We start from the raw sequence: 16,940 nt of genomic DNA, 5'->3' as shown, positions 1-16,940 counted from the left end.
CCAACTTGCCGAGGTTCAGAGATGGAACTGCGCCAACTGAGATACTTCACCTGCCTGTATGAAGAGGGCTCGGTCACCAAGGCGGCGCAGCGTCTGAATATCGTGCAGCCCGCCCTGTCGATGCAGATCGCCAAGCTGGAAGAGGAACTCGGCCAACCGCTGTTCGAGCGCACGCCCAAAGGCATGACGCCGACCGAGGCAGGCGTACAGGCCTATCGTCTGTTCATGCCGATCCTCGGTGAGCTGCTCGAAGCACGGCAGACGTTGATCGACCGTAGCGGCAAGATTGGCGGACGAATCAACGCCGGGCTGATCGCTTCGGCTGCCAACCAGGCGCTGGCCAGCACCCTGGCCTACTTCGTCGAGCACCACCCGGACGTCGAGCTTCAGGTCAGCTACGGCTACAGCCAGGACCTGATCGATCGCGTGTTGTCCGGGGCACTGGACTTCGCCGTTATCAACCAGAGCTTCCAGCAGGAGCACCTGAACCGGATCGATATCCTCGACGAAGAGCTGCTCGTCGCAACCGGCGCCACGACCCGATTGCGCATGCAAACGCCCGTGCCGCTCGCCGAGCTGGCTCAACTGAAACTGGTGCTGCCGTCCCGCCGCCACGGCTTGCGCATCGTCATCGATCAGGCCCTCGCGGTGCATGGCATCGAATTGGCCCCGCATCTCGAGCTCGACGACCTGACCGTGATCGAGAGTTTTCTACGTCGCAGCGACTGGATCAGCCTGCTTCCGGCAACCGTCTTACAGCGCGGCCTCGAGGAAGGCGCTTTGCGCGCCTATCCAATCGCCACCCCTGGCATCACCCGCCGCATGGTCTGCGTACATGACAGCCGCCGCCCCCTGACGCCTGCCGCCACGCTGTTCATCGACATCATCAGCAAGACGCTGGGCACCGCTCTCAACGCCATCCATTTCTATAAGGAAGGCGCGATACAGGACACTGAACATGACATCAGCTAATCCGCGTCCACAGCGGCTCATCATCGGTATATCCGGCGCCTCTGGCGCGATATACGGCGTGCGTCTACTGGAATTGCTGCGCGACACACCGATCGAGACTCATTTGATGGTCACCAAATCGGCGCTGATCACCCTCGCTCACGAAACCGGCCTCTCGTGGTCGGAGCTCAAGACCATGGCGACGGTGAACTATTCCAATCAGGACATCGGTGCGGCCATCGCCAGCGGCTCGTTCAAGACCATGGGCATGATCGTGGCCCCGTGTTCGGTGCGTACAATGTCGGAAATCGCCAGTGGCGTGACGTCCTCACTGCTCACCCGCGCCGCAGACGTGATCCTGAAGGAGCAACGTCGTTTGGTGTTGATGGTTCGTGAGACGCCGTTGCACCGGAACCATCTACGCACCATGACCGAACTGGCTGAACTCGGCGCGGTAATCGCACCACCGGTCCCGGCGTTCTATGCGCGCCCAGCTTCGATCGACGACATGGTCAACCATACGCTCGGACGCGTCCTCGATATGTTCGATATCGAGCTGGGCATCGTGCGGCGCTGGCGTGACGAGCCCGAAGCCGTCCCGACGCTCGATGACATCGAGGCGTTGAACGCCTCCGAGAATGCGTGAGATGAGGCAGCTGTCAGAAAACCAGCCGGGCTCCGCCAGCCTAGGTTTGGAGTATCGCCAGGTAGTCCTCGATCAGATCGAGGGTCCGATCGCGGGCCTGGTTCTGCGGAAAGTGTCGGCAGTTATCGAGAAACTCGACGCGGCTGTCAGGCACAAGCTGTTCGATCAGTTCCAGCTGCTCGGCCGTTGCGTATTCGTCATCGCGTCCTTGTACCGCCAGAATCGGCAGTGCGATACGCGGCAGCTGATCAAGCAAATTCCAACCGCTGAATTCCGACCGCAACCAGGTATCGCTCCACCCGCGGAACGCACAATCGGTGTTGTCGCCATGATGGATGGCGAGCCGCTCACGCAAATGGCCGGTGCGAAACGCATCGAGGGTTCGCCGGATGCCGGCGAGGCTCGCTTGCTCGACGGTCACGTGCGGTGCCAGGGCTACCACACCCCGAACACGTGGATCATTGCGCGCCGCATAAGCCAGCGCGATCGAGGCGCCATCGCTGTGGCCGACGAGCACCACACGCTCGAGCGCCAGCGAATCGAGTACGCGTGCCAGCTCGTCCGGGCCGGCCACGCTCAAGTAGTCCAGCCCACGCGGCAACGGCACCGGGCTCGATGCGCCGTAGCCCTGGCGGCTGTACGCGAGTACTGGCCAGCGCGTCCTGGCAGCCAACGCCTCGGGAAAATCCTTCCACAGCGCGACGCAACCCAATCCCTCATGCAGCAGAACGAGCGTCGGGTGGGTCGGATCCGTGGTATGCAGCAATCGGTATTCGAGTTCCGCCGTACCGATGTCGAGAACAGAGCAAGACATTTCACAGGTTTCCTGAACACAACGAACCCGAAGGGTAACCGATTGCCGGCGCCCACCAGTGCGTTGTCAGCAGCCAGGGGAAAACGACATGCAACATCTTGATCTGCGGGTGATCGAACAGGCCCTGCAATGGGTAGCAAACGGGCAGGATGTGTGGTTCTGCACGGTGCTGTCGACCTATGGCTCAGCACCACGAGCACCAGGCGCCCTCCTCGTTGCCCGCGCCGATGGCGCCCATGCAGGCTCGCTGTCCGGCGGCTGCGTCGAGGAGGAGTTTCTTGCCAGCTTGGCGCAGGGCGAGCTGCAAGCGCCCGCGCAAATCGTGCGCTACGGCGAGTCGGACGATGATCGGCGCCGTCTGCGGCTGCCCTGCGGGGGCATCTTGCAGATACTGGTGGAACATCATGCGCCTAGCGAGGCATGGCGAACCCACCTGTTAACACTCCAGGCAACGCTGCAGGGCCAGCGGCGTTTGCTGCGCCGCGTGGATCTGACCAGCGGATTCGCTGAGTTGCTGCCGGACCATGGCGGCGAGCAGACATGTATCAAGGGGGAACACGTGGAAATCCGTGTCGGCCCAGCGCTACGACTGCTGCTGGCCGGCGTATCGCCAGTGGCGCAAGCCTGCGCCAGCTTTGCCCGCACGCTGGGTTGCGAAGTGATCGCCTGCGATCCGCGCGAGGACATGCAAGGCATGCTGATCGAAGGCATTGCGGTGCAACCGGTGTTACCGTCCGTGTTCATCGCCTCCGGTGGATGTCACGAAGCCACCGCCGTGGTCGCGCTGACCCATGATCCGCGTATCGATGATCTGGCGCTGATGGAGGCCGTACGAACCCCGGCGTTTTATATCGGCGCCATGGGCTCACGACTCACCTCAGCCAAACGGGCCGAAAGACTGCAACGCGTCGGCGGGCTTACCCAGGAAGAAATCGAACGTATCCACATGCCCATCGGGCTCGACCTGGGTAGCAAGACGCCCGCCGAAATCGCCCTTTCGGTGATGGCTGATGTGCTGCGCGTTTATCGAGGCAAGGCGCGGGATGCGCTATGAAGCGCGCCGGGAATGTCTGGTCGCCTTGCCAGCCAGCCAGCCAGCCAGCCGACGATCGAGGATGTCGTGATACATGGCTCGATCGTTGATCCATCCACAGCCGCCGGCCGTCATGGTCCCGGCCTTACATCGAGGTGCTAAGGATGTCCATTGCCCAACGTGTATTTCATGGAAAGTTCGGCCGGGTTGCGCTCCTCGACATGGACAAGCCGCTGGTCACCCACTCGCATCACGAATGCCATGTGTTGGTGAAGGCGGCCGGGGCGGATACCTTCTTCAACGTCAATGGCCGCCAGGTTCCGCTCACCGACCGCAGTGCTGTGCTGGTCAACGCCTGGCAGCCGCACTATTACGACTACCAACAGGGCGCCGAGTACACACAGATACTGGCGCTCTACATCGAGCCGGCGTGGCTGGCAGACGCTCAGCAGTCATTGGCGCTCAGCGGCCATCCCGAGTTCTTCTCCCAGCCCTGTATCGAGCTCAGTGGCAAGAATCGGGCGATGGCCGACCGGCTGATCGCCGAGGCTTACTCGTCCAGCCTCGTTCCACTGGAGCGTATCGAGTTTCTACTGTTCGACTTTCTGATCGAGCTGATCGAGGACTTTTCTCAATGGCAACACCTTCGCCGATTGGGACTTCCGCCTCGACAGGGGTTCGCCGATGCGCGCATCCGCCGAGCCTGCGAATACCTGCAGACGCACCTGGACGACCCGGATTGCATCGCAAACGCCGCGTTGGCTGGCGGCTTGTCGCGTGCACATTTTTTTACCCTGTTCCGACAGAACACCGGTATGACGCCCATGCTGATGCTCAACGATGCACGCATGCGTCAGGCCTTCTCTTGGCTGGAGCGTGAACGAAGCGGAACCTTGGGTAAGCTCGCCGAGAATCTGGGCTTTTCCGAGCAAGGGCATTTCACGCGGTTCTTTCAACAGCACATCGGCGCCTCGCCGAGCCAATACCGCCGGGTCGTGGACAGTTACCCGTCCGATCTACCCAAGTAAGGCTCTCACTCTGAAACGCCGCCCCACCGGGGCGGCATCTGACTCAATGCTGATGATCCGCCTTGCGAAAACTCAGCGAGGTGAACATACCGCGAACGCGAGCATCCGGATCTTCGCTGGCGATGCTCGTCGAGGCGCCGATTACGTTGAACTCCCGGTTACGCACCGGAACGACGGCCTTGCCCTGGGCGTCGGTGGTCGCGACGACATGATCCGGGTCGTTGATGTAGTCACCGAACAGCTCGATGCCTTCGGCGGGTTTGCCATCGACAAGCACCTGTACCGGCAACGCGTCGCCCATATTCAGCGATAGCGGATCGACCTGGGGCACGATGACCAGCTTGAGTTTATCCAGCGCTGGCAGCTTCGCGCCCTCTTCGAGCAGCGCAAGGCTGTATTTGTAATAGCGCCCGGAATCCAGCGCGCCGGGCACCTGGCTTTCACCGACATTGCGCCATGTTTTATCCGGGGCTTGCGTCCAGTAGCCGTTGTCCAGCGCCACCGCGATCACGGCTGGCGGCTGTAGGGGTTGCAGCCGTGCGTGGTCACCGAGACGCTCGACCGTGACCGGGATTCGCCCGCCATGCAGGTCGGTCGCCCAGGCGCCGGAGATTTTCTTGGCGTCGTAGGCGTTGTCTTCGGCGCCATGACCGTAGATCACCTCGATATTGCCACGGCGCTCCTCTGTCCACATGCCATGAGCCGAGGCCTGTCCAGCCATCAACATGGCTATCAACGCCGCGGCGATTTTTGCGTGTTGCTTGTTCATTCGTTTTCCTTGCGGTCTCGTGGGCCTGGCTCGCGGATCGAGCCGGGGCGGTCGTTACAAATTCAGTGACAGGCTTAAACTGAGGTTGCGCGGGTCGCCCGGCATCACCCAGACGCTGCTGTAGGAGCGCTCGTAATAGGTACGATCGAAGGCGTTGTTGAGGTTCACACCCAGGGTCAGGTCCGGTGTCGCCTTGTAACGTGCGAGCAAATCCACCGTGGTGTAGCCGGGCAGTTCGAAGCCACTGTCCGAAACGTTGCCGGACCGGTCGCCGACGTAGTTAACGCCACCACCGAGCTCCAGGCCTTGCAGCCCTCCGTCGAGGAATTCGTACACGCCAAGTAGGCTGCCGCTGTGTTCTGGCACGTTGAGCAGACGGCTGCCGCGCTCGATGGTGTTGTCCTTCGTCACCTCGGCGTCGACGTAGGCATAAGCGCCGATCAGGCGTATCTCATCGGTGATTTGGCCGGTCAGTTGCAGATCGATACCCCGGCTGCGCACTTCTCCGGCTGCGATCTGGCTGCTCGTATCGGCCGGGTTGGCGGTGAGCACGTTTTCTTTGGTCAGGTGGAAGGCAGCAATGGTCATGCCCAGGCGGCTGTCGAGCAGATCCAGTTTTAAACCGGCCTCATAGCCAACCCCCTCCTCCGGATCGAACGGCCGGTTAGCGGCATCGGCACCGCTGTTGGGTTTGAACGATTGCGAAGCGTTGGCGAATACCCCGACCTCGGGTATGAACTGGTACAGCGCGCCGATACGCGGGGTGATTTTCTCGTGCGTCTGCTCCGTGCGCTTGCCGTTGATTTCGTTGTCCAGACGATGCTCGTAATGGTCGTAGCGAGCGCCGATGACGCCGAAGAGTTTTTCGGTAAAACGCATCTGGTCTTGCAGATTCAACGAGCGGGAATGGACCAGCTCATGACGGTCAGTGCTACGCCCGCCCGGACCGATGCTGAACGGTGGTCGCGGCTGGCCGTAGACCGGTTGGTAGATATCGATTTGCGAAATCGGCTGGGAACGCATCAGCCGCTCGCTCTTGGCATAACGCTCGTATTCCGTGCCGATGAGCAGGTTGTGCTCGACGCTGCCGGTATACACCAAGCCACGCAATTCGAGCTGGGTGATGCTGTCCTGCCAGTCGAAGTCGCGATAGCGGTACTCACGGTTGATCGTACGTGCATCGGCGAAGCTGCTCGCCTCGGTGGCGCCGCCGTTCAGCCGCCCTTGCTTGTAATGGCTGGCTAGCCGAACCGTCCAACTTGTGTTCAGGTCATGCTCGATCTCGGCCTGCAGACTCTCGTTGTTGTTGCGGATATCGCCGTCGCCAGGCTCACCCAGGAACGTCGAACGCGATACGCTGCCGAGCCGGTCGTTCGGCGCAACCACGCCTCGGTCGAATACCTGGCTGCTGCGGATCACCTCCGCTTGCACCAACAAACGGGTTTGCGGCGACAGCTCCCAGCTGAACGCCGGTGCGATGAATTGGCGTTCACCGGAGCGGTAATTGCGGAAACTCTTGTTGTCCTCCACCGCCAGATTCATCCGGTAGAGAACCTTCCCGTCTTCATCCAGCGGCGTATTCACATCCAGGCTGCTGCGGTAGCGATCCCAGCGACCGGCACTCAGATCCAGACGGGCGAACCGATCGTACTCCGGACGCTTGCTGACGATATTGATGGTGCCGCCCGGGTCGCCACGACCATAAAGGCTGGACGCCGGACCCTTGAGCACATCGATGCGCTCGACGTTCGATGGATCCTGCGGATTCATGTAGCCGCGGTTGACGCTGAAGCCGTCCTTGTAGAACTCCGAAGTGGTCAACCCGCGGATGCTGTATTCGTACATGGTCAAGCCGCCAAAGTCGTTCTGGCGCGCTACACCTCCCGCATAGTCCAGCGCCTTCTCGATCCGCGGGCTGCCGAGGTCATCAAGGACCGTGGCGGGAATGACACTTACCGCCTGCGGGACCTCCTCAAGCGGACTGTCTGTTTTGGTTGCACTGGCCGAACGCCGAGTGCGATAGCCCCGGGCTTCGTCGTCCTCTCGATCCGCCGTGACCACCACCTCTTCGAGCACCGTGGTTTCGGCCTCTTGCGCCCACGCCGGCATGGCGGCCAAGCCCGTCATTGCCGCCATGCCGATAAATCCTGTTGAAACTCTTTTACGCATCACGACCTCTAACAGATGTTATATCGTAACATTTGATAGAAGCGTTTCGTTGCTGTCAAGATCGCGTGGTGCGCTGGGTCGGGTGTTGGTCAACCCTCTCGTAATGCGAGCCGGATTGAGCAAACGATCTATAACGAGAACTGCCTCGTCTGGTCTACCCAGCGGCACCCTCGTCCAGCCGACGGCCGCACCCGAGCGGCGTGAGTCTCCAGAGCGTAGGCCGTACCCAGCGAGCGACTCTCCTGACGCGTGTTTGTAAGCGCTACGTAGCAGCGGCTATCACTCTGTTCTTGCCTGCCGCCTTGGCGAGCAATAAGGCAGCATCGGCTCGATGAAGCCCTTCCCGAAGCATCTCGTCTGCCCCCAGCACTGACGTGCCAATGCTGGTTGAAAGGCGTGACGGAAACCCCACAGATGCCATGCGCACCGCGTGACAAAGACGTTCGGCGATGGGCGTGATCTCACTCTCGTTCCTCACCGGCGCCAATACCACGAACTCCTCGCCGCCCAACCGACAAAGGATATCGCCCTCGCGCAGTATGCTGGTCATTGCTTGCGCTGCCAGCTTCAGCGCTTCATCACCGGTGGCGTGGCCGTATCGTTCGTTGATCCGTTTGAAGTTGTCCAAGTCACAGTACGCGATACCAACCCTGTGGTTTTTCGGCAGATTCGAACGAATGACATCGAACAGACGCGTCAAGCCCAGACGGTTCCAGGTGCCTGTCAAAGGATCGATCATGGCCATGCGCTGTTCGCGCCGAAGTGCTTCGCGAAGCTCGGCGATCTGCGCTTTCTGGCTGGATACCCGTATGTAGCCTTCCGCCAGATGCGCCCATTGCCGCAGATGATCGATGCACAGGTCGTTGAGGCTCCGCGCTTTCGAATCGAGCAGGCAGAATGCGCCGATACGGTGCCCGGCGATGATGAGCGGCTGGCCTGCAAAAAAACGGACGCCGAGAGCCCTGAATGGGCTATTGGATAAGCGATCGTCAACCGCACCATCGGCGATCACGAGTGTTTTATCCATCGGCGCATTCTGTAGCCATCTGGCTATCTCGTCGTTGTCGCCAACGCCCTTGAGCGTCGTTCCTGCTGCCAATCGCCCCAGCTCGTCACCGAATATCGAGAGCAGTACCGTATCGACTGACAGGAGGCGCCTTGCCAGATCGCAAAGCGTATCCAGATAACCGTCCACCGACGTTTCGACCAAATCGGCCGTCTCGGGCGTGGGGAGATGCTGCTTCTCCACGGGATAGAGTGATGGAAACATAACAACCAATGCGTTACCCAAAGGGCGAATTTTGTTTATCGATTCACGTGCAGGATGACCGATAACCAGAACGACGGAGGGTCGCCATGCGCGACGCCGCAAACGCGGCCAGACACAAGGTGCGCCGCGCATAACACACGCGGCCGCCTTATCTGATTGAAATCAAAAGCGCCCAGTCACTGGGCGCTCTGTATAGCTTTCAGGGCGTCTTGTTCCGCTAATCGGTCACATACCGATTTGCGAGACTTCTTCGCTGCTCGCCAAGTTGCGCGCCCTTTCAATCACCACGGTCCTAAGCGCCTGGACATTTACACCCAATCGCTTTTTCGACACGGCCAGCCCGTACGCCGCAATCTCTTCGCTGGTCAGGCCCGCGCCCGTTTGGCCCACCTCAATCAACAGAGCCCCGCCTTTCAGTAGCGCGACCTGCAGATTCAACCAGGTACCACCAGCGAGAGGCACAACGCCGTGCGAGCTGACTATGCTGGATCGCTCCAGCAAAGGAGACTGACCGACAAGCGACGCCTCCCGCTCCAGCGTAATGCTGCTGCCCAGGTCCGTGGCCGAGTACAGCCCTTGCCCCCTCAGCGGTTGGCCAGGATCGCGGTCATAAAGCGCCAGGGTGTTCGTGGAGGCCGGTTCCAGTCGGGTATCCTCGAGCGTGAGGCTCAGGATTGTTCCCATGCTGAGGGCGGATCCTCGTACAACCGTGGCAGCCTCGCCTGAGCCCTGCGGCGGTTCGGAGCGTTCCGGGACGATGTTGTACAACGTGTCTGCAAGTACCGGCCAAGGACCGATTGAGGTCTCAAGTACAGGTCGATTGGTGGAGCGATCACGCGATAGTTCAGTGCCATTGGCGCCGCTCGGCTCTGCAATCAATCCCGCCGGAACATAGTACGGCGCCTGGATCGTTGCCTCGCCAAACACGGGCGAATCAGCCAAGGTGTAGTTGTCGGCATCCCCGCCAGCCAGTTGCAGTTCCACAGCGACCGTTTTGTTCTGCCCTGCTGCCGGGTCGCTGAACGCCGCGGTACCTGAAGCGCTGATATCGTCGCCGGTAATCACTCCATTGAGCTTCGTATCGCGGATGACGGCAGTGCCATTCCCGTCGTAGACCTTGTCAGCGATATTGACCACCGCGGTGATGGTCTTCCGATCGATATCCGCTTTACCGATCTGCGCACCGGTGTCGAAGGCGTAATTGTTCGCCTCGTCACCAGTCAAAGCGATGCCCGAGCCGCTTACCGATTTATCCTGGCCCGCATTCTTATCGACGAAGCTGCCGGTCGAGCCACTGGTGTTCACCTTGCCGGCATCACCAGCCACCACGCCGATCAACTGCACATTGCTGAGATCTGCGCCGGTGGTGCCGTCGTAGACCTTGTCGGCCACATCGGCCGTGGCGGTCAGGGTCTTCTTGTCGATGTCGGCGGTGCCGATCTGCGCACCGGTATCGAAGGCGTAGTTGTTCGCCTCGTCGCCGGTCAGAGCGATGCCCGAGCCGCTCACCGACTTGTCCAGGCCTGCATTCTTGTCAACGAACGAGCCCGTGCTGCCACTGGTGTTGACCTTGCCCGCATCGCCGGCCACCACGCCGACCAGCTGCACATTGCTGAGGTCTGCACCGGTGGTGCCGTCGTAGACTTTATCGGCCACATCGGCCGTGGCGGTCAGGGTCTTCTTGTCGATGTCGGCGGTGCCGATCTGCGCACCGGTATCGAAGGCGTAGTTGTTCGCCTCGTCGCCGGTCAGAGCGATGCCCGAGCCGCTCACCGACTTGTCCAGGCCTGCATTCTTGTCAACGAACGAGCCCGTGCTGCCACTGGTGTTGACCTTGCCCGCATCGCCGGCCACCACGCCGACCAGCTGCACATTGCTGAGGTCTGCACCGGTGGTGCCGTCGTAGACTTTATCGGCCACATCGGCCGTGGCGGTCAGGGTCTTCTTGTCGATGTCGGCGGTGCCGATCTGCGCACCGGTATCGAAGGCGTAGTTGTTCGCCTCGTCACCAGTCAAAGCGATGCCCGAGCCGCTTACCGATTTATCCTGGCCAGCGTTCTTGTCGACGAACGAGCCCCTGCTGCCGCTGGTGTTCACCTTGCCGGCGTCGCCGGCCACCACGCCGATCAGCTGCACATTGCTGAGATCTGCGGCCGTGGTGCCGTCGTAGACTTTGTCGGCCACATCGGCCGTGGCGGTCAGGGTCTTCTTGTCGATGTCGGCGGTGCCGATCTGTGCACCGGTGTCGAAGGCGTAGTTGTTCGCCTCGTCGCCGGTCAGAGCGATGCCCGAGCCGCTCACCGACTTGTCCAGGCCTGCATTCTTGTCGACGAACGAGCCCGTGCTGCCACTGGTGTTGACCTTGCCCGCATCGCCGGCCACCACGCCGACCAGCTGCACATTGCTGAGGTCTGCACCGGTGGTGCCGTCGTAGACTTTATCGGCCACATCGGCCGTGGCGGTCAGGGTCTTCTTGTCGATGTCGGCGGTGCCGATCTGCGCACCGGTATCGAAGGCGTAGTTGTTCGCCTCGTCACCAGTCAAAGCGATGCCCGAGCCGCTTACCGATTTATCCAGGCCTGCGTTCTTGTCAACGAACGAGCCCGTGCTGCCACTGGTGTTCACCTTGCCGGCATCACCAGCCACCACGCCGATCAACTGCACATTGCTGAGATCTGCGCCGGTGGTGCCGTCGTAGACCTTGTCGGCCACATCGGCCGTGGCGGTCAGGGTCTTCTTGTCGATGTCGGCGGTGCCGATCTGCGCACCGGTATCGAAGGCGTAGTTGTTCGCCTCGTCGCCGGTCAGAGCGATGCCCGAGCCGCTCACCGACTTGTCCTGGCCTGCGTTCTTGTCAACGAACGAGCCCGTGCTGCCACTGGTGTTCACCTTGCCGGCGTCGCCGGCCACCACGCCGACCAGCTGCACATTGCTGAGGTCTGCGGCGGTGGTGCCGTCGTAGACTTTATCGGCCACATCGGCCGTGGCGGTCAGGGTCTTCTTGTCGATGTCAGCGGTGCCGATCTGCGCACCGGTATCGAAGGCGTAGTTGTTCGCCTCGTCACCAGTCAAAGCGATGCCCGAGCCGCTTACCGATTTATCCTGGCCCGCATTCTTGTCGACGAAGCTGCCGGTCGAGCCACTGGTGTTCACCTTGCCGGCATCACCAGCCACCACGCCGATCAACTGCACATTGCTGAGGTCTGCGGCTGTGGTGCCGTCGTAGACCTTGTCGGCCACATCGGCCGTGGCCGTCAGAGTTTTCCTGTCAATCGTCCCGATGTCGCCGCTGACGCTCGAGGCATCGACTTGATAGCCGTAAACCTTCACATCGCCGTTGGTTGCTTCGGAAACCTGGACATTGTCTACGGTGACCCCTTTGCCCGCCCCGGCGTTTTTGTCTGCGTAATAAGCGTCACCGAAGGAGATGACATCGATGGTGTCTCCGTCGATGGCACCACTCATTGCGAAGTGAGTCGAGGCATCGACGGTTGCGTCCGTGTTGCCGTCATAGGTCTTGCGAACCTCTCCGGTCAATTCGACCGTGACCTTCGGTGCGTAGGTATAGACATGGCCGTTGCCAGTGCCAAGTATTGGCTGACCGTACCCAGTGGCGTACTGCTTGAAGTCGATGTCGAGCCCGCCCCGCACGTCATCCCATGGATTGGTCGAATACGTGAGCCAGCGACCACTGCTGTTGGTTGCGAGCAAGGCGTTGGCCCCAGCGTTGTTGACGAAGTTCCGCGCCGCAACCAGCACCACGGCGTCACCGCTACCCTGGGCGGTGACGCTACCGCCAGCGTTGATGACCACATCGCCCTCGCCCGCCTGGGCGATGACATGGCCGGTCGCGTTGCTGTTGCGCAACTCGCCGTCGATCCGGATGTTGCCGTTAAGCAACGTCAGGTTGTCGTTGGCATTGAAACCGAACCCGGAGGCGTCCACGGTAGTGGTACCGCTGCCATCCTCGCGGCCAATGGTAAGGTTCTTGATGCCTACTAGGCTGCTGATGTCCGTAGCCGGCGCACTCGCATCGAGGAAGATGCCGCCGCCGGCGTTGCCACTGCTGCTGTTCAGATTGATATTGGTCGTCGCGTCGTAGGGCTCCAAGCGGATGCTTGCCGTAGACAGGTTTTGCAGCGTCGCACTGGTGAAATCGACATTATTCGCCCTGAGTGTCAGCAGGTCGTCGCCGGTGTCCAGATTGACCGTACTGGTGAAATTGATCGCGCCGTTGGTATAGATCGAGGCGCCCCCGAGCATGGTCAGCGGCGTGTTGAAATTGACATCTCCACTCAGACTGAGCAGGCCACCCAGCTTTTTCTCTCCAGTGGACGAACCGAGTTGCTTGGTGATGCCACCAGGAATGGCATCGCCGAAGTACAGGCGCCCATTGCCCAACGTGATGTCGCTAAGCAGCGTAGCGCTATACCCATTGCCGCCGAATGACAGATAAAGATTGCCGTCATGAGTGGTGATGTCAGCGCCCTTGTTGATCACCAGGTTTCCGGCACCACCTTTGTTGACCCCGGCATCCGAGTCCACGGAAATGCGCACATAACCGCCATTGGTCTGGAGCGTGCCGGCCAAGGTTGCCCCGTCCGCGCCGAGAACGGTGATGGTGCCCGCACCTGGCGTGCCGTTACCGATCTGATCGACGAGATGTGCCGGGATGTCCGCCACGTCTGGATTGTCACCTGGGCCATGAGCGATCAGATTGAAGACACCCAGATTGCCGGTCAGCCCAGCGGAATTACTCTCCCCGATGGAGCCAGTACCGCCCCCTCCGGCTTGCAGATAGATGCTCCCGGTGCCGAATACCTCCAAGGTGTTCTCGGCGTTTTCAAACGTAATCATGGTGCGGGTGCTACCGCTGTTAACCACTTCCGCGCGGAAACTGACGTCTTCCTGCATGGAGATCTTGCCATCACCGCCGTTCTGGGCGAGATCACCGAAGTGAATACGCTCGGTCGCCTGCAGCAGTACGTTAGCCGCCTGAGCTTCCAGCGCCTTTTCAGTGACCGTGGCGCCCGTAATCGAATCCCCAGCGTTGCCGCCGCCGACAATATCGATCCGCGTCGGATCGAGCAGCAGATCGCCCGTGCGACCCTTGGCGGCGCGAGCATCGGTCAGGCCGGCGTAGTGCAGCGTCTGCTTGCCAGACACCTCGGCCTTGCCGCCGTCGCCGCCCTGCTCGCCGCCGCGCACGGAAATTTTGCCGGCAAAACGGTTGTCACCGTCCGACCAGGCGACCACGGTGCCACCATTGCCGGTGCCAATGGCGTCCGCCTTGAAAGTAGCGTCCTTGCTCACAGTCACCTGGCGAGCGTTGGCGACGCTGGCGTCCCGTCCCTGCCAGCCACCGCCGACTTTTATAGTTCCGCCGTCAGTAGCGCCGCTGGCATCCAGCGTTGCGTTGGCGACGGAAATGTGTTCCCCGGTCACTACGATGTCGCCGCCCTGGCCCTGGTCCGAGGAGACATCGAGCCTGCCCGCCACCTGGGTCAGACCGCCCTCTGCGTCTCCATCGAGCAGAATGCGTCCGCCGCGCTCGACGAGCCCTTTGGCCTCGATAATGCCGGTATTGTTGATAACGCTGTTGAGCGCGGCGTCGGCCGATCGCGCACTGAGCGCAACCATTCCGCCGTCGGCGCTGATGTGCCCATCGTTCTGCACCAGGGCATCGAGCACGCCTCGCTCGACATTGACGCTCACCAGCCCGTCGCCATGGAAGTCGAGAGCAACCTTGTCACCGGCCGCCAACACCGCGCTACCGCCTGGTGTATGGATGCCGCCGCTGTTACTGACCTGCGGACCGATCAACGCGACTACACCGCCCTCCGCAGCGTTGATCGTGCCCTGGTTGATCACGGCACCGGCACCCGTTCCCGCGTTCAACGCAGTCTTGCCGGCCAGGAAATCCTCGTCGCTGATCTGCAGTGATGAAGCCACCAGGCCACCGACATTCACTTCGGCGCCGCGGCCGATCACGACCCCGTTGGGGTTGAGCAACCAGACCTGACCGTTCGCATCGAGCTTGCCCAGGATCTGACTGGCGCTACCGCCACCGATCACCCGGTTCAAGGCGATGCTGTCGGCGCCCGGCTGATGGAAGGTGACGCCTGAACCGGCGCCCACATCGAAGCTGTTCCAGTTGGTTACCAGCTTGCCGCTGGACTGGTTGATCACCATCTGATTGCCGTTTTGGGAAATAGCACCGCTACCGCCGACTATCGTCCCTCCGGTAGGGAGATCGGCGGCATGGACGGCGCCGATGCTCAGCAGACCCAGGGCGGCTAGAAAACCAACGACACCACCGCGCTTGCCACGGGCAGCGGTATGTTCGGAAACGGCAACGAAAGCCTGTTCGGCTTCGCTCCAGACAAGGCGGTAAACATGGTTCAACGAAGCGCTCTTCATGCGTTATTCCTTTTTCGAAAAGACCGATACGGTGATGTCAGAAAGCCAGCGATGCCTGTAGCCAGGCGCGCCAGTCGCTTGAGCGTCCGTCGGCGTCCAATCCGGAGATGCCACGGCCTGGGTTGTTGTCCAGAGTGCGAGCCACAGCGGTGCGAACAGTGAAATCGCCCACCCATACATTGGCCCCAAGACCTACAGCGTGCAGGTCGTAGCGGTTGGTATCGCCCGCGTTGTTGATCGAGCCCGCCCATTCATCCTCGTGCAGCCAGATACGGCCGGTGTCGACGAAGCCGAGCGTCTGCAGCTTGACCCCCGGAAGCCCCAGGTCGAGATTGCGCCGTAGCTCGAGGGTGGCCAACCAGCCCTGGTCGCCGGACGCCTCGCCCACGGGATAGGCACGCACTCCGGCAGGGCCGCCCAGGAGGAATTTCTCCGATGAGTCCAGATTGCCGCTAGCCCATTGCGCGGAAGCGCCGGCGAACAGCGTCCAGTCGCTTGCCGCCCCAAGGTTCTGCAGACGCGACAGTCGCAGATTGAGCTTATGGAAGCCGCCATCACTCTGGGCTCCCATGCTGTCGGCGAATTCATCGCCACGGTTGCCGGATAGATCAAGCTGGCCGACAGTCAGAGCGATTCCAGCATCGGTAACGCCGCCCCCACCCAAGCCATCGAAGCGGTTACCAGAAAGCGCGACGTTGAAGTTGTTCAGCTCCCGGTCGCGCAAGTTGATGCCCAGCGCCCGATCTTCCAGAGCCTTGTATTCGTACGTCCCGGAGAGATTGAGGTTCTGCAGGCGCGAGCGGATCAGTGGATAGCTCAGGCCCAGGGATCCGCTCTCGGCGGTGCCGCGCAGGTTCAACGGGCGGAATTGCTCCTGGTCGACGTGATAGCGCAGGTACGACCCTGCGGCATGCAAGCGCAATCCGCTCGCCGTCAGCGGCAGGCTATAGCCGGCACCCACCACGGTGCTGCCGGTGGTCTTGCTGAGACCCAGGGAAAACTGGTCGCCGATACCCAGCGGATCAGCGAGGTTGAATTGAGCATTGGCGCGAGCACTGCCCGTGCTCCGGTTTCCGTAATTGTCGCCCGACACGCCACCGCTGAAGACCGGCCCTTGCTTGGCGCTGATCAGCAAGCGGCTGCTGCCGGGCTCGGTGCCGCGCTCAAGGGCGGATTGCGCGGTTATGCCGGGCTGGTCGTTGATGAGCAGCAGCGCACGTTCAAGATCTTCGGCGCGCAGTGCTTTGCCTTGGGGCAGCGCTGCCTCGGCAATGCCACGCAGGCGACCGGTCGAGCTGCGAGTCGCCCCGCCAACCTCGATGCGCGCCGCATCCGATTGCAATTTTCCCTTGGTCAGCGCGATTTCCAGATTGCCCTCGGTCAGGTCCTGACGCGGCAGGTACGCTCTGGCCAACACATAGCCGCGACCACGTAGATAACGGGTCAGGCTGTCGGTTAGCTGTTGGAGCCCGGCGTGGTCGAGCGTCTTGCCCACCATGGGGCTAACCAGACGCTGCAGATCTTCAGTCTCGGCCAACTCCGTGTCGCCGGAAAAGCGAATCGAGCGAAGGGTCACGCGCAAACCGGACTGCCCTTCGCGCACGGCATCGGATGGCAGTTCGAACGCAGGCGGCGGCTCGGTGGATTGCGGTGCGGATGGCTGGCTCTGCTGATGCTCGTTCAGCAACTGACCGGCATCCGGCAGACTTTGAGCAAATATCCAGGGCGCAGCAGCCGATCCAGCCAACGCAACGCTCCACCGCAGCAGACGCTTGCCCACATAAACGAAATCCTGTTCACGGACTGCCATCGCCAAACTCCATAAAAACCGTAATGAATG

10 protein-coding genes are annotated in these 16,940 nt (G+C 61.3%); 4 read left to right on the top strand and 6 right to left on the bottom strand.

Annotated features, from left to right (window positions below; genetic code table 11):
- Positions 1 to 21 precede the first annotated feature (21 nt).
- Positions 22 to 972 (top strand): LysR family transcriptional regulator, encoded by a 951-nt coding sequence (locus tag ACL0K2_RS01620; protein WP_045162319.1) that lies wholly within the window; start codon positions 22 to 24, stop codon positions 970 to 972.
- Positions 959 to 1,597 carry a UbiX family flavin prenyltransferase gene (locus ACL0K2_RS01615; protein ID WP_239608934.1) on the top strand — a complete coding sequence of 213 codons (639 nt, stop codon included), beginning with the start codon at positions 959 to 961 and terminating at the stop codon, positions 1,595 to 1,597. The genes ACL0K2_RS01620 and ACL0K2_RS01615 overlap by 14 nt, the downstream gene beginning before the upstream one ends.
- A gap of 40 nt (positions 1,598 to 1,637) precedes the next feature.
- On the opposite strand, the gene ACL0K2_RS01610 is transcribed toward ACL0K2_RS01615, so the two are convergent.
- Entirely contained in the window at positions 1,638 to 2,411 is a 774-nt protein-coding gene (locus ACL0K2_RS01610; protein WP_045162321.1) for an alpha/beta fold hydrolase, read from the bottom strand.
- An 88-nt stretch (positions 2,412 to 2,499) separates the two neighbouring features.
- Between ACL0K2_RS01610 and ACL0K2_RS01605 the strand changes: the two genes are divergently transcribed.
- Positions 2,500 to 3,465 carry an XdhC family protein gene (locus ACL0K2_RS01605; protein WP_413043622.1) on the top strand — a complete coding sequence of 322 codons (966 nt, stop codon included), beginning with the start codon at positions 2,500 to 2,502 and terminating at the stop codon, positions 3,463 to 3,465.
- A gap of 143 nt (positions 3,466 to 3,608) precedes the next feature.
- Positions 3,609 to 4,472 (top strand): helix-turn-helix transcriptional regulator, encoded by an 864-nt coding sequence (locus ACL0K2_RS01600; protein ID WP_239608924.1) that lies wholly within the window; start codon positions 3,609 to 3,611, stop codon positions 4,470 to 4,472.
- 43 nt (positions 4,473 to 4,515) lie between these two features.
- Here the strand turns inward: ACL0K2_RS01600 and ACL0K2_RS01595 are convergent, their stop codons facing one another.
- The 5 genes from ACL0K2_RS01595 to ACL0K2_RS01575 all read right to left on the bottom strand — a co-directional run bounded on the left by ACL0K2_RS01595 (position 4,516) and on the right by ACL0K2_RS01575 (position 16,910).
- Complete coding sequence (locus ACL0K2_RS01595) at positions 4,516 to 5,241, bottom strand: DUF4198 domain-containing protein (protein WP_239608922.1); 726 nt, start codon at positions 5,239 to 5,241, stop codon at positions 4,516 to 4,518.
- A 54-nt stretch (positions 5,242 to 5,295) separates the two neighbouring features.
- On the bottom strand, positions 5,296 to 7,377 hold the full coding sequence (locus ACL0K2_RS01590; protein ID WP_413043621.1) for a TonB-dependent siderophore receptor: 2,082 nt from the start codon (positions 7,375 to 7,377) through the stop codon (positions 5,296 to 5,298).
- 295 nt (positions 7,378 to 7,672) lie between these two features.
- Positions 7,673 to 8,680, bottom strand: a complete 1,008-nt coding sequence (locus tag ACL0K2_RS01585) for a GGDEF domain-containing protein (RefSeq protein WP_413043620.1) — start codon at positions 8,678 to 8,680, stop codon at positions 7,673 to 7,675.
- Between the two features lie 225 nt (positions 8,681 to 8,905).
- Entirely contained in the window at positions 8,906 to 15,100 is a 6,195-nt protein-coding gene (locus ACL0K2_RS01580; protein WP_413043619.1) for a YDG domain-containing protein, read from the bottom strand.
- A gap of 37 nt (positions 15,101 to 15,137) precedes the next feature.
- Positions 15,138 to 16,910, bottom strand: a complete 1,773-nt coding sequence (locus ACL0K2_RS01575; protein WP_052679301.1) for a ShlB/FhaC/HecB family hemolysin secretion/activation protein — start codon at positions 16,908 to 16,910, stop codon at positions 15,138 to 15,140.
- Positions 16,911 to 16,940 lie beyond the last annotated feature (30 nt).

The sequence above is a fragment of the Pseudomonas sp. YJ42 genome, from assembly GCF_047225135.1.
Lineage (GTDB): Bacteria > Pseudomonadota > Gammaproteobacteria > Pseudomonadales > Pseudomonadaceae > Stutzerimonas > Stutzerimonas stutzeri_E.
This window is presented reverse-complemented; position numbering and strand designations above follow the sequence as displayed.